The following is a 21459-nucleotide window of genomic DNA, read 5'->3' on the forward strand; positions in this document are numbered from 1 at the left end:
CCCCCCCCCCCCCGGGACCGTGCCGCGTGAACGGCCGGGCCGCCCGGTCAGCCGTCGCGCGGCGTGGCCCGGCCGGACGGCCCGATCCCGGCCTCGGCCGACAGGGCCGCCCCGGCGCCGGAAGGCAGCGCCGCCAGGTCGAAATCGACCTTGGCAATGCCTTCGTCCTCCTCCGAGCGCCCGATCTTGCCGCCCAGGTTGCGTGCCATGCGCAGCATCGTCGTGTTCTCGCGCAGCACGTCGCCATAGACGTGCCGCAGGCCGCGTTGCCGGGCGAAGTCGAGCATGACGAGCATCAGGCGGTAGCCGAGCCCGATGCCCTTGAGGTCGGAGCGCACCATCACCGCGTACTCGCCCGCCTCGCCGTCGGGCGTGATCACGATCCGAACCGTGCCCAGGATCTCCCCGCCCTGGCCGGGCTCCAGCGCGACGAAGGCCATCTCCCGGTCGTAGTCGATCTGCGACAGCCGCGCGGCCATCTCGTGGTGCAGCATCCGCACCGCGCCGAAGAAGCGCAGGCGCAGATCCTCCGGCGTGCAGCGCGCCACCATCTCGACCAGCGCCGGCTCGTCCTCGGGACGGATCGGCCGCACGCACAGGTGCCGCCCGTCGCCCAGCACCAGCTCCCGCTCCAGCTCGGCGGGATAGGGGGAAAGGGCGAGGCGCCGCGATCCGTCCGGCGCCGGCGGGCCGACCACGGCGCGCGCGTCCAGCGCCACCACGCCCCTCGCATCGGCCAGCAGGGGGTTGATGTCGAACTCCCGCAATCCGGGCAGGTCGATCGCCAGCTCGGCGAGGCGGATCAGCGTCTTCGCCAGGGCGTCGAGATCCGCCGCCGGCACGTTGCGGTAGCCCGCCAGCAGCGCCGAGACGCGGGTGCGCCCGATCAGCTCGCGCGCCAGCGGCAGGTTGAGCGGCGGCAGGCCGACGGCGCGGTCGCGCACCACCTCCGCCGCGATGCCGCCGGCACCGAACAGGATCACCGGGCCGAACACCGGGTCCGTGGCGATGCCGGCGATCAGCTCCGGCGCGTGATGGGTGTCGACCATGGGCTGCACGGTGAAGCCCGCCACCGCCACACCCGGCGCCGCCGCCGCCACCTGCTCCAGCATCTCGGTGGCGGCGAGCCGCACCGCCGCGGCTCCCCGCAGGTCCAGCCGCACCCCGCCGACATCGGATTTGTGCGTGATCTCGGGCGAGAGGATCTTCAGCACGACCGGCGTCCCCGGGGCGCCCGGCAGCGCCCTGGCCAGCGGCCCGGACAGGGCACGGGCCTGCTGCCCGGCCTCGAACGGGTTGGCGGCGATGCGCGTCTCCACCACCGGCACGCCGTAGGCGGCGAGCATGCCCTTGGCCTCCGGCTCCGTCAGCACGGTGCGGCCGTCGTCCAGCGCCCGGCGCAGGATGCCGGCCGCGCGCTCCCGCTCGGCCGGCGTCGCCATGGTCCCCGCCGCCGGGGTCTGCATGAGCTGCTCCTGGTTCCGGCGGTAGCGGACGAGGTGCATGAAGGCGCGCACCGCCTCCTCGGGCATCTCGTAGGCCGGGATGCGCTTCTCCGAGAGGAAGCGGCGCACCGGCTCGGCCGTCGCCTCGCCGACCCAGCAGGCGAGGATCGGCGCGCCGCCGCGTGGCAGCGCCGCCAGCGCCTCGGCCACCGCCGTGCCGTCGGCGGTGCCGGTCGGGCCGTGCAGCACCAGGATCGCATCCTGCTGGCCGTGCCGCCGCAGGATGCCGATCACCTCGGCGTGCCGCTCGGGCGAGGCGTCGGCCGTCAGGTCCACCGGGTTGGCGCGCGACCAGTGCGGCGGCAGCACCGCGTCCAGCGCCTCGCGCGCCGCGTCCGTCAGCGGCGCCAGCACGCCGCCCTCGGCCTCCAGCGCATCCGCCGCGAGCACGCCGGCGCCGCCGCTGTTGCTGACGATGGTCAGGCGCGGCCCGCGCACGCGCAGCCCGGTGCCGAGCGTGGCGGCCGCGTCGAACAGCTCGCGCAGCGTCGCGACCCGCAGCATGCCGGCGCGGCGGAAGGCGGCGTCCTGCACCAGGTCGGCCCCGGCCAGCGCGCCGGTATGGGCGAGGGCGGCGCGCGCCCCCGACTCGCTGCCGCCCGCCTTGACCAGGATCACCGGCTTGGCGCGCGCGGCGATGCGGCCGGCCGACATGAATTTCCGCGCCTCGGTGACGCTCTCGACGTAGAGCAGGATGGCCCGCGTGCCGCGGTCGAGCGCCAGGTGGTCCAGCACGTCGCCGAGATCGACGTCGGCCATGTCGCCCAGCGTCACGACGTGCGAGAAGCCGATGCCGCGCCCGGCCGCCCAGTCCAGCACGCTCATCGCGATGGCGCCGGACTGCGCCACGAAGGCGATGTCGCCGCGCGCCGGCATCAGGTGCGCCGTGCTGGCGTTCAGCCCGTGCGCGGGGGAGAGCAGGCCGACGCAGTTCGGCCCGAGCAGGCGCAGCGTGTGCGGCCGCGCCGCCCGCAGCAGCGCGTCGCGCAGCGCCAGCCCCTCGGCGTCGCCGCCCTCGCCGAAGCCGGGCGGGATGACGATGGCGGCGCGGCAGCCGCGCGCGCCGAGCGCCGCGACCAGCGCGGGCGCGACGGCGGCCGGGGTGGCCAGGATGGCGAGGTCGGGCTTCTCGGGCAGGGCGGCGACGGCGTCGGGCGTCGCCTCGCCCTCGATGTGCATGATGCGGCCGGCGAAGCCGCCCGCCTCCAGGTTCCGGGCCAGGGTGCGGCCCGACGCATCCGCCTCGCCGCCGTCGCGGACCAGCACCACCGCGCGCGGTTCGAACAGGGCATCGAGGTTGCGTACGGTCATGGTCAGCCCTCCGGCGAGGCAGGTCGCGGCCTGCTGGTCGTTCCATCCCCCGCGGCGGGCGTGGCGGCTCGGCCGCCTTCGCCGCTGCCCGAACCTGTCAGCGCGCCACGGCGTAGCCCTGCATGCCGCGCGGGTTGGCGCCGGCGCGGATCTGCCGCTCCTCCAGCCGCGCCGCCGAGAGCCGGCCTTCCGACCATTCGCCGTTCATCTCCACGCGATGGCCGCGCGCCGAGAGATCCCCGGCCACGGAATCGCGGAAGCGCCCTTCCAGCACCAGCTTGCCGGGGCGGGCGACGCGCGGCCAGAAGCTGCTCGGCCAGTGCTCGGTGTGGAAGCTCGGCAGGTCGATCGCCTGCTGGATGTTCAGCCGGTGGTTCACCATGCGCAGGAACATGGTGGCGCTCCACTGGTCCTGCTGCTCGCCGCCTGGCGTGCCGAAGCTCATCCAGGCCCGGCCGTCGCGCAGCGCCATGGAGGGCGAGAGGGTGGTGCGCGGCCGCTTGCCGGGCAGCAGCCCGTTGGGCAGGGATTCGTCGAGCCAGAACATCTGCCCGCGCGTGCCGAGCGCGAAGCCCAGCGCCGGGATGGCGGGCGAGGATTGCAGCCAGCCGCCGGAGGGTGTCGCCGAGACCATGTTGCCATGCCGGTCGATCACGTCGAGGTGGCAGGTGTCGCCGCCCACCGCGCCGAGCCTCGCCACGGTCGGCTCGCCGGCGGCGGCGTTGCCGGTGAGCAGGGCGATGCGCGATTCCGCTTCGTGGTCCACCCAGGCGGCGAAGCCCGGCAATTGCCCCGGCCGCAGCGCCAGCGAGGCCTCGTGCGCCACCAGCTTCCGCCGCACGGCGTTGTAGGCCGGCGAGAGAAGCTGCGTCATCGGCACGTCGGCGAAGTCCGGGTCGCCGTAATAGGCCTCGCGGTCGGCGAAGGCGAGCTTGGCGCATTCCACCACGGTGTGGACGAATTCCGGGCCCAGCGGGTCCATCGCGTCGAGGTCGAAGCCGTCGAGCAGGGCGAGCTGCTGCAGGAAGGCCGGCCCCTGGCTCCAGGGGCCGCATTTCAGCACGGTGTGGCCGCGATACTCGTAGGCGAGCGGCTCCTCGACCGGCGCCTCCCAGCGCGCCATGTCGTCCGCCGTGAGCAGGCCGCGATGGCGGCGGCCGGAGGTGTCCATCACCTCGTTCTCGCGGAAGAACCGGTCGATCGCCTCGGCGACGAAGCCGCGATACCAGGCGTCGCGGGCGCGGTCGATCTGCGCCACGCGGTCGCTGCCGGCGCTCTCGGCCTCGCGCACCACGCGGGCATAGGTCTGGGCGAGCGTGGGGTTGCTGTAGAGCCCGCCCGGCTCCGGCCCGCCGTCGCGCAGCCAGAGCGCGGCGGAGCTGGGCCATTCCGTCTCGAACAGGGCGCGCACGCCCTCGATGGTGGCGCGGATGCGCGGCACGTAGTGGACGCCGTTGGCCGCGTAGCCGATCGCGTATTCCAGCACGGCGCCGAGGGTCCAGGTGCCGTGGTCGCGCAGCATCCGCGCCCAGGCGTCGAAGGCGCCGGGCACCATGGCGGGCAGGAAGCCGGTGCCGGGAATCAGGTCGAGGCCGAGATCGCCGCGCAGATGCGCGACCGTCATCGCCGCCGGCGCCACGCCCTGGCCGCAGATCACCTGCTGCGCGCCGAGCGCCGCCGAGTGGAGGATGATCGGGCAGTCGCCGGCCGGGCCGTTCAGGTGCGGCTCGACCACCTGCAACGTGAAGCCGGCCGCCGCCGCCGCGTCGAAGGCGTTGCCGCCGCGCTCCAGCACGGCCATGCCGACCTGCGAGGCGATCCAGTGCGTGGAGGCCACGGCGCCGAAGGTGCCGGCGACTTCGGGGCGCGTGGTGAAGCCGGGCGGCGACCAGGAGGGGGACGGGGTGGTTGCCATCGTTGCTTCGCCTCGCACGGGGTGGTGCGGGGAATTGGGGCAGGCGGAGCGTGGTGGTCAACGGGACTCGGGGCTTCGCCCCGGGCCCCACCAGGGAAGGCTCTGCCTTCCCTGGACCCATCCGCTGGGGCCGGGAGGCCCCAGACCCCGTTCGTCAGGACGCGCGATGGTGCAAGCTGCTGGTATTACCAATCAAATGGGGTTTCCGAAGGGGCTTCGCCCTTTGGTGGGAGGGGTGCAGGGGAGGGCAAAGCCCTCCCTTGCCTCTGTCCGCTCAGCCCCCGGCCCCACCCAGCGGCAACCGCTCGGCGATGCGGAACGGCGCTCCCGCCGCCGCCTGGGTGAACAGGCAGACCGATCCGACGCGGCGCGGCCGGCCGGCCGCCAGCCCCACCCAGGCCTCGGCCGCCGGGCGGTACAGGTCGCGTTCCGCCGGGGTGAGCCGCCGCGTCAGCGTCAGGTGGAAGCGCCACTCGGCGAAGACGTGCGGATAGCCCCAGCGCCGTAGCATCGCCTCCTGCGACGGGCCGAGCCCGGCGGCAAGGCGGCGTGCCAGCTCGGCCTCGGTGGGCGGGGCGCGGAAGCGGTCGAGCGCCTCGGTCGCCGTGTCGGCCAGGGCGTGCAGGGGCGGGCAGGGGGCGGCCTCGCGCAGCGCCAGGAAGCCGCCCAGTTCCGCCACGGCGAGGGGCGGCAGGTCGAAGGGCGCGATGCCGGCTGCCATCGCCGCCGCCGCCTCGCGGACCTCGGCCCAGGGGGCGAGCGGGCGGAACGGCGCCTTCAGGGTCGCGTGGAAGCCGTAGAGGCGCGCCTCGGCGGTGATGGCGTGGATGTCGGGCAGGGGCGGCTGCTCCAGCGCGGCGCCGGTCTCGGCGTCGCGGCCGAGCCAGGCGGAGGCGGCATGGTGCAGCGGGTCGTCCAGCTCCGGCGCCCAGTAGAGGGCGACGCGCGCGGTTCCGGCGGTGTTCATGCCACGCGCTCCCCCTCGCGCCAGACCCGCCTCGCCACCGGCAGGTCGTGCACGGTGCGCACCTGCACCAGATCCGCGCGCAGCCCCGGGGCAAGCCGGCCCCGGTCCGTCAGGCCGACCATCCGCGCCGGGCGGTCGCTGACCATCGCGACGGCCTCGTGCAACGCGATTCCGACCGCGCGGCCGCACAGCCAGGCGGCCTCCAGCGGCGCCGCCGGCACGTAGTCGCTGGCGAGGCTGTCCACGAGGCCGGCGCGCAGCAGCGTCGCCGCATCGACGTTGCCGTAGTGGCTGCCGCCGCGCACGAGGTTCGGCGCGCCCGCGATCACCCGCATCCCGGCGGCCGCGGCCGCCTCGGCCGCCACCAGCGTGACGGGGAATTCGCTGATGGCGATGCCGTCGGCGTGGTTCTCCGCCACCTCGTCTTCCGTGCGGTCGTCGTGGCTGGCGAGCGGGATGCCGGTGCCGGCGAAGCGTTCCAGCAGGGCGCGGCGCTGCCTGTCGCGCAGCAGGGCGCGGCGCTCGACCAGCGACTCGATCTTGCGGCGCACATCCGCCACGCTGAGGTCGTTGCCGATCCGCCGCAGCGTCACGTAGCGGTCGAGGTCGGCGTACTGGCCGTAGCCGGGCGAGTGGTCCATCAGGCTGACCAGCCGCACCAGCGGATGGCCCGCCAGCGCGTCCAGCTCGCCGGGCAGGTCGGGGGCGGGGACCTCGCAGCGCAGGTGCAGGAAGTGCTCGGCGCGCAGGGCGCCGGTGCCGGCCAGCGCGTCGAGATCGGCCGCGCCGTCGCGGCAGGTCTGCACCCGGCCGGGATCGAAGCCGAGATCGCCGAGGCAGAGCGCGTCGAACACCGTGGTCACGCCGGCGGCCGCCGTCTGCGCGTCGTGCGCCAGCAGGGCGGAGCGGGAGGGCCAGCGGGCGGAGGCACGGGGCTGCACCTGCCGCTCCAGGTTGTCCGTGTGCAGGTCGACGAGGCCGGGGATCAGGTGATCCCCCTCGCAATCCTCGGCGCCGGGCAGGTGGGAGCGGCCGGGCTGCACCTCGGCGATGCGGCCGCCGCGCAGCACCAGCGTGCCGGGGTGCACCCCGTCCGGCAGGACCAGCAGCGCGTTGGTGAGGACGGTTTCGGCGGGTGGGAGGAGTCTCTCGGTCACGCGCCCGGTCTTGCCATGAATCGACGCCCTTGCGGAGCCCCGGCGCCGCGACGTTTCCGCGACACCACGCCTCGGCGGGACAGGGCCGACGAGGCCGGAACGGGGATGGGCGCCGTCGCGGAGCCCGGCGGGCCCGGAAGGGCGGTGGCTCCCCGAGTAGGACTCGAACCTACGACCGAGCGATTAACAGTCGCTTGCTCTACCAACTGAGCTATCGGGGATCAGCGGCGCGGCCGGGCGTATAGCAAAGCCGCCCGGTGGGGGAAAGCCCCGTTGCCGGCCTTTCCGGCGGGAAAATCACCCTCGCCCCCGGAGAGTGCAGGCCGGCCATGCCGTTTCGCGGGCCGCCCGCGCCCCGCTCCGGATCCGCCGGGCGTTCCGGGCGTTCCGGGGATACGGCCGCCCCCTGCCCGAAACCGGGGCAGCGTGGGGCGTGCCGCAGGAAGGACAGGGGACAGGCATGGACGAACATCGCATCTCCGGCATGGCCAAGGATGCCATGGGAAAGGTGCAGGACGCGGTCGGGGGGCTGGCCGGCGACACGCGGTTGCAGTCGCGCGGCAAGCTGCGCCAGGCGGAAGGGCAGGCCGAGAATGCCATCGGCCGGTTCGGCGACCTCATCCGGGACCAGCCGGTGACCTCGGTGCTGATCGGCCTGGGAATCGGATACCTGCTGGGCCGCTCAAGGATCGTCTGACACGGGTGGCGGGCCCGGGCGGCGGGATCGTCCGACCCGCCAGGCGGGGAAGGGGTTTCGCCCCGGGCGGGCCGGCGGATGCCGAGATGGGCATCAGGCCGGGTGTGGCAGGGATCCCGCCCGCGTCGGATGGCGCGGGCGGACCCCTCGCTCGCCCGCCGCGCCCGTCCGTCATGGCCCGTCCGCCACGGCCCGCCGAGGGGCGGCGCAGGGCCGCGTTCAGCAGCCGCGCGTGGCGGGCTGCGTGGTCGACGCGGTGCCGCCGGGGCCGAGCGGGCTGAAATTCGCCTCGCAGCGCTCGCTCGGCGTCCCCTGCGTCACGCCGCCGCCACAGGCGGCCGCGAGAAGCGGGAGGAGAAGGGCGAACAAACCGCGTCGCATGGGCCGCATGGAACGTGCTCCGCCGACCTCCGGCATGCCCTCAGCTTGCCGGCGAGCCGGCGGCGGTGGCAAGGTCCGGCCGCCCGTCGGCCGTGTCGTCGTTGCAGAGGTCGGCGATGCGGTGGCGCACCGCCTCCATCTCCTCCTCGGTGCGGTCCTCCAGCGCCATCAGGCTGTTCTGCGCCCCCTGGGTGACGCGGATCAGCTCGTCCAGCTTGAGCTGGATCGCCTGGGTGTCGCGGTTCTGCGTGTGCTGCAGCAGGAACACCATCAGGAAGGTGACGATGGTGGTCCCGGTGTTGATGACGAGCTGCCAGGTGTCCGAGTAGTGGAAGAGCGGCCCGGTCACGCCCCAGACGACGACCAGCAGGCACGCACCGACGAAGGCGTAGGGCCGGCCGGCCTGGCGCGCCGTGGCGTGCGCGATCCGGGAGAACAGATTGGTCATGGCATGGCGATCCGTTCGGGAAGATGGGGCCGACGTCCCGGCACGGCGGCATCCGTGACGCCTTAACTCGCGAGGGTGGCGCCGGTGCCCGCGGGCCGTAGCGTTTCCGGCGCCGGCCCGCCGCGTCGCCGGGTGGAAGGCGCCGGCCGGCCAGCCTCCGCCGGCTGAACGGATCTCCGGCCTCCGCCGGTTGGCCGGGCCGCCGGCTTCGCCGTGTAGCCGGGCCGCCGTCATTTCCGCCGCAAGCGTGCCGCAAAGGCGCCACGTTGGGCCCGGATACGATGCGTACACGAACGGGAACGGCCGGCGCGCGGCGCCGTTGACCAGGGCGGGCCGGATACGGCCTGCGTCTCGCCTTCCCGGTCACAGGAGGTCGTGTGAGCATGCGTATCGCGCAGGTCGCCCCGCTGGCTGAGGCGGTTCCCCCGAAGCTCTATGGCGGCACGGAGCGGATCGTCTCCAACCTGACGGAGGAGCTGGTGGCCCTCGGCCACGAGGTCACGCTGTTCGCCAGCGGCGACAGCGTGACCGCCGCCGAGCTGGACGCCATCGTCCCCTGCGCCCTGCGCCTCGACCCGTCGGTGCGCGACACGCTGGCGCCCACCGTGCTCCAGGTCTCGCGCGTCGTGCGGCGGGCGCACGAGTTCGACGTGATCCACTTCCACATCGACCACCTCCAGCTCCTCGCCATGCGCGGCGTGGAGGTGCCCTTCCTGACCACCCTGCACGGCCGCCTGGACCTGCCCGAGATCGCGCCGCTCTTCGCCGCGCATCCCGAGGCGCCGTTCGTCTCCATCTCCGATTCCCAGCGCCGGCCGCTGCACGGCGTGAACTGGGCCGGCACCGTGCTGCACGGGCTGCCGACCGACGTGCTGCGCCCGTCGCTGCCGCAGGGCCGCCGGCAGGACGGCTACCTCGCCTTCCTCGGCCGCATCTCGCCCGAGAAGGGGCCGGACGCCGCCATCCGCATCGCCCGCGCCACCGGCATGAGGCTGCGCATCGCCGCGAAGGTGGACCGGGTCGATGAAGAGTATTACGAAACGGCGGTCCGGCCGCTGATCGAGGAGGCCGGTGACCAGGTGGAGTTCATCGGCGAGATCGGCGAGTCGCAGAAGGCCGGGTTCCTCGGCGGCGCGGCGGGCCTGCTCTTCCCGATCGACTGGCCGGAGCCCTTCGGCCTCGTCATGATCGAGGCGATGGCCTGCGGCACCCCCGTGGTCGCCTTCAACCGTGGCTCCGTGCCCGAGGTGCTGGAGGATGGCGTGACCGGCTTCATCGTCGAGGACGAGATCAGCGCGGTGGCCGCGGTGCGCCGCCTCGCCTCCCTGGACCGCGGCACGATCCGCCAGACCTTCGAGACCCGCTTCAGCGCGCGCCGCATGGCCGAGGACTACCTCGCCCTGTACCGCAAGCTGGCCCAGGCCGGCCGGCCGCAGCTGCGGGTCGCCTGACTTGATGGCGGCGGCGCAGGCGGAGTCGGCGGAGGAAAGCTTCACCATCGCCGCCACGGCGGCGACCGCGCTCGCCATCGCCCGACCACGCACGCTGAAGAGCGGCAACACCTTCGTGGTGCTCGACCTCTTCGGCGACGCGCAGTGGCACGCCGCCACCGCCGAGGGCCTGTTCCACGAGGACACGCGCTACCTCTCGCGCATCGCGTTGCGGATCAACGGGGAGCGGCCGCTGCTGCTCTCCTCGATGGTCAGCGAGGACAACGCGCTGCTGTCGATCGACCTGACCAACCCGGATTTCGGCCAGCGCGGCCAGCTGCAGATGATGCGCGACACCGTCCACCTGCAGCGATCCTTCGTCTGCGGCGACGGCGTGCTGCACCAGCGCCTGACGCTGCGCAATTTCGGCGCCGAGCCGATCGAGTTCGAGCTGCACCTGGAGCAGGCGGCGGACTTCGCCGACCTGTTCGAGGTGCGCGGCATGCACCGGCCCGAGCGCGGCACGCTGCTGCCGCCGGAGACGCTGCCGGACGGCGTGCTGCTCGGCTACCGCGGGCTGGACGGCGTGACGCGCCGGAGCCGGCTGAGCTTCGCGCCGCCACCGGACGAGGCGCAGGGCACGGAGGTGCGCTACCGCCTTCGCCTCGCCCCGGCCGAGGAGCGGGTGATCGACATCGCCTGCCGCTGCGAGCGCGAGGGCGCCCCGCCGCCGCGCGACCTCGGCCTCGACGGCTGGCTGGCCACGCACCAGGAGTGGACCGCCCGGCGGCGCGACGAGGTGGTGGACATCTACACCGCCAACGAATCCTTCAACGACTGGATCAACCGCTCGCGCGCCGACCTCGACATGCTGGCGACGCGCGCGCCGGAGGGGCCTTTCCCCTATGCCGGCATCCCCTGGTTCAGTACCGCCTTCGGGCGCGACTCGCTCATCACCGCGCTGCAATGCCTCTGGCTCGACCCCACCCTGGCGAGCGCGGTGCTGCGCTACCTCGCCGCGCGCCAGGCGACGAGGCTCGATCCGGCGCTGGATGCCGAGCCGGGCAAGATCCTGCACGAGACCCGCAAGGGCGAGATGGCGGCGCTCGGCGAGGTTCCCTTCGGCCTCTACTACGGCTCGGTGGACGCCACGCCGCTCTTCGTGGTGCTGCTCGACGCCTATCACGCCCGCACCGGCGACCTCGCCCTGGTGCGCGCGCTGTGGCCCAACGTCGAGGCGGCGCTGGGCTGGATGGAATGCCACGGCGACCCGGACGGGGACGGCTTCCTCACCTACGACCGTCGCGCCTCCAACGGGCTGCTGAACCAGGGCTGGAAGGACAGCCACGACGCGGTGTTCCATGCCGATGGCCGGCTCGCCGAGGCGCCGATCGCCCTGGCCGAGGTGCAGGCCTACGCCTACGGCGCCTGGAACGGCGCGGCACGCCTGGCGCGGCTGCTCGGCGACGCGCCGCGCGCCGGGGCGCTGGAGCGGCGCGCCGCGCGGCTGCGCGAGCGGTTCGAGGCGCGCTTCTGGTGCGAGGAACTCGGCCTCTACGCCCTGGCGATCGACGGCTCCGGGCAGCCCTGCCGCGTCCGCGCCTCCAATGGCGGCCACACGCTGCTCACCGGCATCGCCGGGCCCGAGCGGGCCGCGCGCATGGCCGCGACCATGCTGGAGCCGTCCTTCTTCTGCGGCTGGGGCGTGCGCACCGTCGCCGAGGGCGAGTCGCGCTACAACCCGATGAGCTACCACAACGGCTCGGTCTGGCCGCACGACAACGGGCTGATCGCCATGGGGCTGGCCCGGTACGGGCTGCACGGCCCGATGCTGCGGCTGCTGGGCGGGATGTTCGATTCCGCCATCTGGACCGAGGCCAAGCGCCTGCCGGAGCTGTTCTGCGGCTTCCCCCGCCGGCCCGGCGAGGGGCCGACCGCCTACCCGGTCGCCTGCCTGCCGCAGGCCTGGGCCAGCGCCACCGCCTTCGCCGCGCTCGGCGCCATGCTGGGCATCGGCTTCCGGCCGGAGGCGCGGCAGATCCGCTTCGAGCGCAGCGTGCTGCCGCAATGGCTGGAATGGGTGCGGCTGAAGAACCTGCGGCTCGGCGACGCCTCGGTGGACGTGCTGCTGCGCCGATTCCACCCGAGCGGCGTCTCGGTGAGCGTGCTGCGCCGGGAGGGCGACGTCGAGGTGGCGGTCATCACCTGAGGGCGGCGGCCCCCGGACCCGCCCCGACTCACGCCGGCCGCCGATCCGGGCTGCAGCGAACCGCAGTCCGGTCGGGACTGCGGTTCGCTGCAGCTCGATTGTTCCCGGCGCGGATTCACGCCGCCGGGCGTATCCGCCCGCCGGCGATCCGCTCTAGCCTGGAAGGAAGCCGGGAGTGGGAGAGGCGCCATGAATGAGACACCGGAGTTCCGGCCTGTGGCCGATGCCAGCGTCTGGCGCGGCGCCGATCTGGTCGGGGACCCGGCCTGGATCCACTGGCTCGGGGCCGACGAGGTGGAGGAGCTGGCGGCGGCGCTGGCCGTCGCGCGGGCCAAGGGGGAGCGCGACGGGGAAAAGGGCAGGGGCCTCGCCACCACCGCCATCACCCGCGACGACTTCCCGTTGCCGACGCTCGGCCCCCGTCTCGCGGCGCTGCGCGAGGAGGCGCGGCTCGGGCGCGGCTTCTTCCTGATCCGCGGCCTGCCCGCCGACCGCTTCGACGAGGCGGAGCGCGAGGCGATCTTCTGGGGCATCGGCACCTGGCTCGGCAGCCCGGTCTCGCAGAACGCGCATGGCGAGCTGCTCGGCCACGTCTTCGACCAGGGCCGCACCTACGGCGCCGCCAACACGCGCGGCTACCAGACCAACGCCCGGCTGCCCTACCACACCGATCGCTGCGACCTCGTCGGCCTGCTCTGCCAGCGCAAGGCGAAGGCGGGCGGGCTCTCCAGCATCGTCAGCACCATGGCGGTGCACGACGAGATCCTGCGCACCCGCCCGGACCTGCTGCCCTACCTGTATCGCGGCTACCGCTACGGCGAGCGCGAGGCCGCCGACCGGCCGGACGGGGTGACGCCGCACCGCATCCCGGTGTTCAGCCGCCAGGACGGCCTGCTGAGCTGCCGCTTCATCCGCTCGCCCATCGACATGGCGGTGAGGCGCACCGGCATCCCGCACGAGCCGGCCGAGGCCGAGGCGCTGGAGCTGATGACGCGGCTGACCGAGGACCCGGAACTGCGCCTCGACATGGACCTGGAGCCCGGGGACATGCAGTTCTGCAACAACTACGTCACCGCCCATTCCCGCACCGGCTTCGAGGATTTCGCCGAGCCCGCACGGCGCCGGCTGATGGTGCGGCTGTGGCTCTCCTTCCCCGAGCGCCGGAAGCTGGCGCCCGATTTCGGCGAGCATGACGGGATTCCGCAGCGGCTCGCGGCCGAGGCGGCGCCGCCCGTGCCGGCGTAGGTCCGGACCGGGCGGCCGAGTCCCCCGGGCAGGCGCCGGAGCCCGGGCCGGACGGGCGACGGCACGGCGTGCCGGCTCGGTTCCGTGCGCCGGCACGCCGCGGGGAGACGACCGCCGCGCCGGCGCGATCCCGCTCGCGCGGACCTTGCTCCGCGCCGCCGCGCCGACACCCGCCATTCCGCTCGTCCGGGCCGGTGTTCCGGCTCGCATCGCCATGCCCGGATACCTCGGGACCGGCAACGGGGTTCGTCCAGGCTGCGGCAGCGGAGATAGAATTCCGCTATATCTGTTATACAACCAGCGATTATTGACAATAACATTGCCGGTTAACGAGTATTGCCGCGAGAATAAGAACTCGCGGAGAAAAGAATGCATTCCCTGGGAGGGGGTAACCGATCGCCGGGCGCCGTGTCCGCGCCGTCGGAACCAGGGCGGGAAGTCGCGGGCGCCGTACCCGGATGCCTCGCCCCGCTCGACGAGGTCTCCGCCCCGGGCTGGACTCCCCCGGCGCACGCCACCGACTGCCATTTCCACATCAACGGCCCCTACGATCGCTATCCTCTGAGCGAGGGCCGCATCTACGATCCGCCGGCCGCGCTCATACCGGATTATCTGCGCGTGGCACGGCGGCTGGGCCTCGAACGGATGGTGGTGGTGCAGCCCAGCACCTTCGGCACGGACAATGCCTGCACGCTCGATGCGGTGCAGGCGCTCGGCCCGGCGCGCACCCGCGCCGTCGTGGTGGTGGACGACGAGGTGAGCGAGGCCACGCTCGGCGCCATGCACGCGGCCGGCGCGCGCGGCGTGCGATACAACGTCATCCACGGCAACGGGCCCACCCTCGGCTGCCTCGCCCGTCTCGCCGAGCGGCTCGCTCCCCTCGGCTGGCATATCCAGTTCTATGGCGACGCCGAGCGGCTGCCGGACCTGGAGCCCGTGCTCGCGGCCCTGCCGGTGCCGGTCGTGCTCGACCACATGGCGGGCGTGACCGGCGCGCGCGGCGTCGACAGCGCCGGCTTCAGGGCGGCTGAGCGGCTGCTGGCGTCGGGGCGCGCCTACGTGAAGCTCTGCGCCTACCGCAGCTCCGCGCAGGGATTCCCCTACCCGGATGTCGATCCCATCGGCCGGCGCTTCGTGGCGGCGGCGCCCGAGCGGTGCCTGTGGGGCACCGATTGGCCGCATCCCAGCCTGTTCGGCGCGACGCAGATGCCCGATGACGGCCGGCTGCTCGACCTGCTCGGCGCCTGGGCGCCCACGCAGGCGCTGCGGCAGGCGATCCTGGTGGACAATCCCGCCCGGCTCTACGGCTTCGACTGAGGACTGGCGCGCGGGCGCCCGCCCCGGCCAGGAAGAACCCCGAGGATCAGGTCGCCGGACACGGCGCGTGCCACCAGCACGTGCCACTGGCGCGTGCCACTGGCGCGTGCGCGCCCGCGGGCCGCCGCGCCCGCGTGCCGGACGACAGGACAGGCACCGGAACAACGAAAGGAAACGTCATGGTGGCGATCGAGAAAGCGGCCACGCTCGGGAAGGCCCCGCCGGCGGCCGAGGACACCAGCCTGTTGGGCTTCTACGCCGACATGAACGTCGGCGAGCGGCGGACCTTCTGGAATTGCGCCGCCGGCTGGGCGCTCGACGGCATGGACTTCCTGATCTATCCGCTCGTCATCGGGACGGTGATGGCGCTGTGGAACATCACCGCCGGGCAGGCCGGCCTCGTGGCCACGGCGACGCTGCTGGCCTCGGCCGTCGGCGGCTGGCTCGCGGGCTATCTCGCGGACCGCATCGGCCGCGTCCTGACCCTGCAGATCACCATCGTCTGGTTCTCCTTCTTCAGCCTGCTCTGCGCCTTCGTGCAGGACTACAACCAGCTCCTGATCGTGCGGACGCTGCTCGGCCTCGGCTTCGGCGGCGAATGGGCGGTGGGCGCCATCCTGATGGGCGAGATGGTGCGCCCGCAGTATCGCGGACGGGCGGTCGGCTCCGTGCAGTCCGGCTGGGCGGTCGGCTGGGGCGCCGCCGTGCTGCTGCAGGCCATCTGCTTCTCGATCTTCCCGGCCGAGGTCGCCTGGCGCTACATGTTCGCGGTCGGCGCGCTGCCCGCCGTCCTCATCTTCTTCGTCCGGCGCTACGTCGAGGAGCCTGAGATCGCCGCGACGTCCCGCGCCCGCCGGGCGCAGTCCGGCGACCATCCCGCGCTCACCGAGATCTTCACCGGCCCCTACCTGCGCACGACCCTGCTCGCCTCGTTCATGATGTGCGGCGCCCAGGGCAGCTACTACGCCATGAGCACCTGGGTCCCGCGCTTCCTCACCACCGAGCGCGGCCTGACCCTGGTGGGCTCGACCGGCTACCTCGCCACGCTCATCGTCGGCAGCTTCGTCGGCTACCTGACCGGCGCCTGGCTCGCCGACAGGATCGGGCGGCGCAAGCTGTTCCTGACCTTCTCGCTCGGCGCCATCGCCATGATCCTGCTCTACATGAAGGCGCCGCTGCCGACCGGGGCCTTCTGGCTGCTGGGGCTGCCGCTCGGCTTCTTCTCCACGGGCTTCTTCTCGGGGATCGGGCCGTTCCTCACCGAGCTCTTCCCCACCCGCCTGCGGGGGTCCGGCCAGGGGTTCTGCTACAATTTCGGCCGCGGCATGGGCGCCCTCTTCCCGGCCCTCGTCGGGGTCATGGCGGATCACACCTCGCTCGCCAACGCCATCACGGTCTTCGCGGTCGCGGCCTACGCCATCTTCTTCCTGACCGCCTTCGCCTTCCCGGAGACCCGCGGCAAGGTCCTCGACGCCGAGGCCTGAACCCCCTTCACGTCCGGGCCGCTCCCCCGAGCGCGGGATCGGCCGGCCCGGACGCCGAGGAACAACAGCGAGGGTAAGCCGACATGACGGAACTGCATCAGGCGGGGGAGCCCGGCGCCCGGGCCGCCTTCCGCTGGCCCGGTGGCCGCTCGGTGGCCGTGGTGCTGAGCATCGCCTACGAGGTCTGGGCGGAAGGGCACGTCTCTGGGGTGGGGCCCATGGGCAATCCGCTGCCGCCGGGCGTGTTCGACACCAACGCCGATTCCTATGGCCGCTACGGCGCCCGGACCGGGATCGGCCGCCTGCTGCGCCTCGTCGGGAAGGTGGGCGTCCCCGTCGACGTCTTCACCTCCGGCGCCCTCGCCGAGCGCGATCCGGCGCAGGTGAGGGCCATCGCGGCGGCGGGGCACGGCATCGTCGCGCACGGCTACACGCAGGACGCCATTCCGGCGAAGCTCACGCCGGAGCAGGAGGCGGAGAGCATCCGCCTCACCACCGAGCGCCTCGCCGACGTCACGGGCCGCCGGCCCTCGGGCTGGATCAGCCCGCGGGCTTCCCCGGGGCCCGCCACCCGCGATCTCCTGGCACGGGCCGGCTATCGCTGGCACGCCGACGGCCTCGACGCGGACCTGCCCCATGTCGAGCATCACGCGGGCCGGCCGCTGGTGAGCGTGCCCCTCGGCGTCGAGCTGAACGACCTCGCCCATGCCATGCGCCACGGCCGCACGCCGCGGCAGTTCATCGAGATGTTCGAGGACGCGGTCACGCACTGCCTGGCCGACGCGGACCACCCCGTGGTCCTCGACGTTCTCGTGCATGCCCATTGCTACGGCCGGCCCGCCAGCGCCTGGGCCTTCGCCGAGATCGCCCGCCTCTGCCTGGGGCACGACGAACTGTGGCTCACCACCCGGGAGCGGATCGCCGACGTCGTTCTCGCCGACCAGGGCGAGTCCCGCTCGCCGTGACTCGCGGAACGGCTCCAGTTCCTCGGCTTTTCGGGCATCCTCACCCGGTCAGGTGACTCCGCCCGACCGGGATCCGCCCCGATGGCCACGCCCCGATGGCCACGCCCCGATGGCCACGCCACGGATGCCCTTCCGGCCGGCCCGGGACCGGCCAGGCGGGGGCGCCAGCCGGCCTGGCGGCTTCGTCGGCCGTTGCCGGGCGGCTCGGGACGGCGGCCGACCGCCGTCAGAGCCCCGCGAACAGGTCGGTGGAGAGATACCGCTCGGCGAAGGAGGCGGCGATGCCGACCACGAGCCGGTCCCGCATCGCCGGGTCGCGCCCCACTTCCAGCGCCGCGTGCAGCACCGCGCCCGAGGAGATGCCGATTGGCAGCCCCTCCACCCGGGCGCAGCGGCGCGCCGCCGCCATCGCCTCGCGCTCGGAGACGCGCATCACCGCGTCCAGGCGATCCAGCTCCAGCACCGCCGGCTTGAAGCCGGCGCCGATGCCCTGGATGTCGTGCGGCCCCGGCTCGTCGCCGGACAGCACGGCGCTCTCCGCCGGCTCGATGCCGATCACCCGCAGCGAGGGGCGGCGCGGCTTCAGCGCGCGCGCGATGCCGGTCAGCGTGCCGCCGGTGCCGATGCCGCCGATCACCACATCCACCTCCCCCGCCGAGTCGGCCCAGATCTCCTCGGCCGTGGTGGCGGCGTGGATCGCCGGGTTGGCGGGGTTGTCGAACTGCCGCGGCATCCAGGCACCGGGGGTGGAGGCGACCAGCGCCTCGGCGCGGGCGATGGCGCCGGCCATGCCCTGCTTGGCCGGGGTCAGCTCGATCTCGGCGCCGAGCAGCCGCATCATCTTGCGCCGCTCCGTCGAGGCGCTCTCCGGCATCGTCACCACCAGCCGGTAGCCCTTGGCGGCGGCGACGAAGGCGAGCGCGATGCCGGTGTTGCCGGAGGTCGGCTCCACCAGCGTGCTCTCGCCGGGGCGGATCAGCCCGGCCGCCTCCGCCTGCTCGACCATGGCGAGGCCGATCCGGTCCTTCACCGAGCCGAGCGGATTGAAGAATTCCAGCTTCAGCGCCAGCCGCGCCGGCAGCCCCTCCGCGGCCCGCAGGCGCGGCAGGGCGACCAGCGGCGTGCCGCCGATCGTGCCGAGGATGCTCTCGTAGAGGCGGCCATGGTGCGGCGCGCCGCCTCGCTGGCTTCCGTCCGGACCGGATGCGGGATTCATGTTTCCCGTCTGGGATCTGGCGTCATCGGGCATGGAGGAGGCATTATCACGTCTCGCTGGCGTGGAAACCAGCCAAAACGGCCCGGGCCGTCGTGGGGACGGCCGCGCGCGGGGACGGGACGCGGCGACGGCACGGCCGGGCCGGGCCGGGCCGGGCCGGGGGCAAGGGTAGCAAGGGGAGCAAGGGGAGCGAGGATGCTGCTGCGACGGGACCGCGCGATGACCGCGGTGGCGATCATGCTGGACGTGGCCTTCCATGCCGGGCGGGGCACCACGGTCAGCGCCGCCGATATCGCCGACCGACTCGGCCAGGCGCGGCGCGGCATCGAGCCGGTGCTCCAGGCCCTGTCGCGCGCCGGACTGCTCGACAGCCTGCGCGGTCCGCGCGGCGGCTACCGGCTGGGGCGCCCGAAGCGCAGCCTGACCGTGGCCGAGATCATCGCCGCCGCGGTGGACACGGACGGAGACGCCGACGTGCCCACCGGCCAGCTCCAGGCCGCCGTGGTGGTGCCGCTCTGGAACGATCTCGAGGCCATGTGCCGCGAGCACCTCTCGAAGCTGACGGTGGACGACCTGGTGAAGCGCGCGGTCGCCGCCGGGATGCGCCGCCCGACCTCGGAACCGCTCACCTTCGCCATCTGAGGGGTTGCCGTCCGTCATCCGCGACGGCGTGCGCGGGCCCGCCCGCGCTTCTCCCCGGCCCCCGCTGCCGAGGGATCGGGAGGCGAAGCGTCCTCCGCGCCTTCCTTCCGTGGAACCGCCCGGTCGGCCCCGCCGCCCCTGCGAGGGGCGCGATCCGGGGGCGCTTCGGACGGTGCGGGGCCGATATTCTGGTTGTATTCCATCGATAGTTTTGACACGTTACGGTTGATGGATTTCGGCAGGGGCACCCAGGCTTGCTTGCAAGGCCCGATCCCGATGTGCCGGGCGGCGATCCACCGGGGCAGCGGCCCGCCGCGCCCGGCCGGCCCTTCGCCAGCACCGGGCCGCAGGGCCATCGTGCCCGGATGCGGGCCCGGCTGCTCGCCGACCCCGCCGCGCTCGCCGACTACGAGCTGCTGGAGATGCTGCTCTTCCTCGGCATTCCGCGCCGTGACACCAAGCCGCTCGCCAAGGCGACGATCAACCGCTTCGGCAGCCTCGCCGCGGTGCTGTCGGCCACGCCGCGCACCCTGCACGAGGCCACGGGACTGCGCGGCGCCGGGATCGGGGCGATCAAGCTGGTGGAGGCGGCCGCCGCCCGGCTCGGCGCCGCCGAGGCGCGCGAACGGCCGCTGCTGAACCGCTGGGACCGGCTGACCGCCTATCTGGACGGCACGCCGGACGCCGGCCCCGAAGCCGGGCAGCGTTTCCGCATGCTGTTCCTCGACAACCGCAACCGGCTGCTCGCCGACGAGGCGACGGCGCGGCCGGCGGCGGCGGACGAGGCGGCCTGGAGGCGCGAGGTGATGCGCCGCGCGCTGGAGCTGCATGCCACCGCGCTGCTCCTGATCCACACGGGCGGCGACCGCGACGCCGCCGAGACGGCCGTCGAGACGACGATGCGCCTGCGCGAGGCCGGACGGCTGCTGGCGATCACGGTGCACGACCACCTGCTGCGCGAGTCGACGGGCTGGACCAGCCTGCGCCGCGAGGGGCTGCTGTGAGCGGCATCGCCGGAAGCGTCCCGGCCGAAGCGTCGCCGGTGGGCGGCACGCGCACCGGCTTCGCCGACGGCGAGAGCTTCCGCCCCGGCGCGTCGGTCGCCGTCGTGCCCGAACTGCCGCTGGCCCCGCCCCAGGTGCAGCGCGAGGAAAGCTGCCGCCGCCTGCTGAAGCTCGGCGGCGCGCTGCTGCCCGATGGCGAGCTGCTGGCGCTGCTGCTCGCCAATGCCGCGCCGGGGCGGGACGTCCGGCCGCTCGCGGCGGCGCTGCTGGCGCGCTTCGGCAGCTTCGCCGCCGTGCTCGCCGCGCCGCTGCAGGAGCTGCGGGGCATCCCCGGCATCGAGATCCACGCCCTGGCGGCGATCAGGCTGACGCACGAGGCGGCGCTGCGCCTGGCGCGGTCCGAGGTGATGCGGCAGACGGTGCTCGACCACTGGGACGCGCTGATGCGCTACCTCAACGCCGCCCTGGCGCGGGAGCGGATCGAGCAGTTCCGGATCCTGTTCCTCGATGCCGAGAGCCGGCTGCTCGCCGACGAGGCGCAGGCGCGCGGCACGGTGAACCACACGCCGGTCTATCCGCGCGAGGTGGTGCGGCGGGCGCTGGAGCTGCGCGCCACCGCGCTGATCCTGGTCCACAACCACCCGAGCGGCGACCCGACGCCCTCGCAGGCCGATCTCGACATGACGGCCGAGGTGCGCGACGCGGCGGCGCTGCTCGGCATCGTCGTGCAGGACCACGTGATCGTCGGCAACGGGCGCTGGCTGAGCTTCCGGACGGAAGGGCTGCTGTAGCCGGCCATCCTGCCCGGAAACATGCCGGATCAGCGGGTTGGAATCTCCGGCTGATGTCGCCGGCGAAGCCGGGGCGGCCCCGGCGCCACGCCGGCGGGGCGGATCAGGCCGGCGGGCCGGGTTGCTGCCGCTCGGCGATCAGCGCGTCGTCGATCTCCACCGCCCGGCGATGGGCCGGCCGTTCGTCGTGCCGCGCGACGTACCGCTCGAAGGCCGGCCGTTTCTCGATGGAGCCGAACTGCATGCCGAAGCCCAGCATGGCGGCGAGGTAGAGGTCGGCCGCGCTGAAGCGGTCGCCGGCCAGGAAGGACCGGCCGGCGACGGCATTCTCGATCGTGTCCAGCACCGTGGCGAGGTTGCCGTAGCCGATCATCCGTTCCTTGTCCTTGGGCGGGACGAGGCCGATGCTGGTGTTGGCCCAGGCCGCCTCCAGCGGGCCGGCGACGAAGAACAGCCAGCGGTAGTAGGGGCCGCGCTGGCGGTCGCCGGGCGGCGGGGCCAGGCCGGCTTCGGGGAAGGCATCGGCCAGGTAGGCGCAGATCGCGGCGACCTCCGTCACCACCGTCCCGCCGTGGCGCAGCGCCGGCACCTTGCCCATCGGGTTGATGGCCAGGTACTCGGGCGCCTTCATGGTGGTGCCGTAGTCGAGCAGTTCGGTGCGGTAGGGCTGGCCGACCTCCTCCAGCATCCAGCGCACCACCCGGCCGCGCGACATGGGGTTGGTGTAGAAGACGAGTTCGTCGGCCATGCTGCCCTCCCGCGTCCGGCTCCGGAC

Annotated in this window: 18 protein-coding genes and 1 tRNA gene; 10 read left to right on the plus strand and 9 right to left on the minus strand. The window is 73.7% G+C overall.

The window, feature by feature from the left end:
* Nucleotides 1–47: 47 nt before the first annotated feature.
* The 5 genes from M0638_RS04695 to M0638_RS04715 all read right to left on the minus strand — a co-directional run bounded on the left by M0638_RS04695 (nucleotide 48) and on the right by M0638_RS04715 (nucleotide 7076).
* Nucleotides 48–2816 (minus strand): bifunctional acetate--CoA ligase family protein/GNAT family N-acetyltransferase, encoded by a 2769-nt coding sequence (locus tag M0638_RS04695; RefSeq protein ID WP_248665806.1) that lies wholly within the window; start codon nucleotides 2814–2816, stop codon nucleotides 48–50.
* A 97-nt stretch (nucleotides 2817–2913) separates the two neighbouring features.
* Nucleotides 2914–4731: a gamma-glutamyltransferase family protein gene (locus M0638_RS04700; RefSeq protein ID WP_248665807.1), complete on the minus strand. Its 1818-nt coding sequence runs from the start codon at nucleotides 4729–4731 to the stop codon at nucleotides 2914–2916.
* Nucleotides 4732–5005: 274 nt separating this feature from the next.
* On the minus strand, nucleotides 5006–5698 hold the full coding sequence (locus M0638_RS04705) for a DUF1045 domain-containing protein (protein ID WP_248665808.1): 693 nt from the start codon (nucleotides 5696–5698) through the stop codon (nucleotides 5006–5008).
* Nucleotides 5695–6855 carry an alpha-D-ribose 1-methylphosphonate 5-triphosphate diphosphatase gene (locus tag M0638_RS04710; protein WP_248665809.1) on the minus strand — a complete coding sequence of 387 codons (1161 nt, stop codon included), beginning with the start codon at nucleotides 6853–6855 and terminating at the stop codon, nucleotides 5695–5697. The genes M0638_RS04705 and M0638_RS04710 overlap by 4 nt, the downstream gene beginning before the upstream one ends.
* A gap of 145 nt (nucleotides 6856–7000) precedes the next feature.
* Nucleotides 7001–7076, minus strand: a tRNA-Asn gene (locus M0638_RS04715).
* A gap of 239 nt (nucleotides 7077–7315) precedes the next feature.
* Here M0638_RS04715 and M0638_RS04720 point away from each other — a divergent pair.
* Nucleotides 7316–7552: a CsbD family protein gene (locus tag M0638_RS04720; RefSeq protein ID WP_248665810.1), complete on the plus strand. Its 237-nt coding sequence runs from the start codon at nucleotides 7316–7318 to the stop codon at nucleotides 7550–7552.
* A 219-nt stretch (nucleotides 7553–7771) separates the two neighbouring features.
* Here the strand turns inward: M0638_RS04720 and M0638_RS04725 are convergent, their stop codons facing one another.
* Nucleotides 7772–7933, minus strand: a complete 162-nt coding sequence (locus M0638_RS04725; protein ID WP_248665811.1) for a hypothetical protein — start codon at nucleotides 7931–7933, stop codon at nucleotides 7772–7774.
* Nucleotides 7934–7973: 40 nt separating this feature from the next.
* The gene (locus M0638_RS04730) at nucleotides 7974–8381 is read right to left on the minus strand and encodes a low affinity iron permease family protein (RefSeq protein WP_248665812.1); all 408 of its coding nucleotides are present in this window, start codon (nucleotides 8379–8381) and stop codon (nucleotides 7974–7976) included.
* 383 nt (nucleotides 8382–8764) lie between these two features.
* Between M0638_RS04730 and M0638_RS04735 the strand changes: the two genes are divergently transcribed.
* The 6 genes from M0638_RS04735 (at nucleotide 8765) to M0638_RS04760 (ending at nucleotide 17031) form a co-directional block, all read left to right on the plus strand.
* On the plus strand, nucleotides 8765–9832 hold the full coding sequence (locus tag M0638_RS04735) for a glycosyltransferase family 4 protein (protein ID WP_248665813.1): 1068 nt from the start codon (nucleotides 8765–8767) through the stop codon (nucleotides 9830–9832).
* A 4-nt stretch (nucleotides 9833–9836) separates the two neighbouring features.
* Nucleotides 9837–12020: an amylo-alpha-1,6-glucosidase gene (locus M0638_RS04740; protein WP_248665814.1), complete on the plus strand. Its 2184-nt coding sequence runs from the start codon at nucleotides 9837–9839 to the stop codon at nucleotides 12018–12020.
* Between the two features lie 189 nt (nucleotides 12021–12209).
* Nucleotides 12210–13265, plus strand: coding sequence for a TauD/TfdA family dioxygenase (locus M0638_RS04745; protein WP_248665815.1), 1056 nt, complete (start codon nucleotides 12210–12212; stop codon nucleotides 13263–13265).
* A gap of 408 nt (nucleotides 13266–13673) precedes the next feature.
* On the plus strand, nucleotides 13674–14582 hold the full coding sequence (locus M0638_RS04750; protein ID WP_248665816.1) for an amidohydrolase family protein: 909 nt from the start codon (nucleotides 13674–13676) through the stop codon (nucleotides 14580–14582).
* A 182-nt stretch (nucleotides 14583–14764) separates the two neighbouring features.
* Complete coding sequence (locus M0638_RS04755; RefSeq protein ID WP_248665817.1) at nucleotides 14765–16066, plus strand: MFS transporter; 1302 nt, start codon at nucleotides 14765–14767, stop codon at nucleotides 16064–16066.
* An 83-nt stretch (nucleotides 16067–16149) separates the two neighbouring features.
* Nucleotides 16150–17031: a polysaccharide deacetylase family protein gene (locus M0638_RS04760; RefSeq protein WP_248665818.1), complete on the plus strand. Its 882-nt coding sequence runs from the start codon at nucleotides 16150–16152 to the stop codon at nucleotides 17029–17031.
* Nucleotides 17032–17257: 226 nt separating this feature from the next.
* Here the strand turns inward: M0638_RS04760 and cysK are convergent, their stop codons facing one another.
* Complete coding sequence (cysK, locus tag M0638_RS04765; protein WP_248665819.1) at nucleotides 17258–18247, minus strand: cysteine synthase A; 990 nt, start codon at nucleotides 18245–18247, stop codon at nucleotides 17258–17260.
* Nucleotides 18248–18442: 195 nt separating this feature from the next.
* On the opposite strand from cysK, the gene M0638_RS04770 reads away from it, so the two are divergent.
* The 3 genes from M0638_RS04770 (at nucleotide 18443) to radC (ending at nucleotide 20684) form a co-directional block, all read left to right on the plus strand.
* The gene (locus tag M0638_RS04770; protein ID WP_248665820.1) at nucleotides 18443–18889 is read left to right on the plus strand and encodes an RrF2 family transcriptional regulator; all 447 of its coding nucleotides are present in this window, start codon (nucleotides 18443–18445) and stop codon (nucleotides 18887–18889) included.
* Between the two features lie 365 nt (nucleotides 18890–19254).
* Nucleotides 19255–19893 carry a JAB domain-containing protein gene (locus M0638_RS04775; protein WP_248665821.1) on the plus strand — a complete coding sequence of 213 codons (639 nt, stop codon included), beginning with the start codon at nucleotides 19255–19257 and terminating at the stop codon, nucleotides 19891–19893.
* Nucleotides 19890–20684 (plus strand): RadC family protein, encoded by a 795-nt coding sequence (gene radC / locus M0638_RS04780; RefSeq protein ID WP_248665822.1) that lies wholly within the window; start codon nucleotides 19890–19892, stop codon nucleotides 20682–20684. The genes M0638_RS04775 and radC overlap by 4 nt, the downstream gene beginning before the upstream one ends.
* A 103-nt stretch (nucleotides 20685–20787) precedes the next feature.
* Here radC and M0638_RS04785 read toward each other — a convergent pair whose 3' ends face one another.
* Nucleotides 20788–21432 (minus strand): glutathione S-transferase family protein, encoded by a 645-nt coding sequence (locus M0638_RS04785; protein ID WP_248665823.1) that lies wholly within the window; start codon nucleotides 21430–21432, stop codon nucleotides 20788–20790.
* Between the last annotated feature and the right edge of the window lie 27 nt (nucleotides 21433–21459).

Source organism: Roseomonas acroporae (assembly GCF_023223525.1).
Taxonomy (GTDB): Bacteria; Pseudomonadota; Alphaproteobacteria; order Acetobacterales; family Acetobacteraceae; genus Roseomonas_E; species Roseomonas_E acroporae.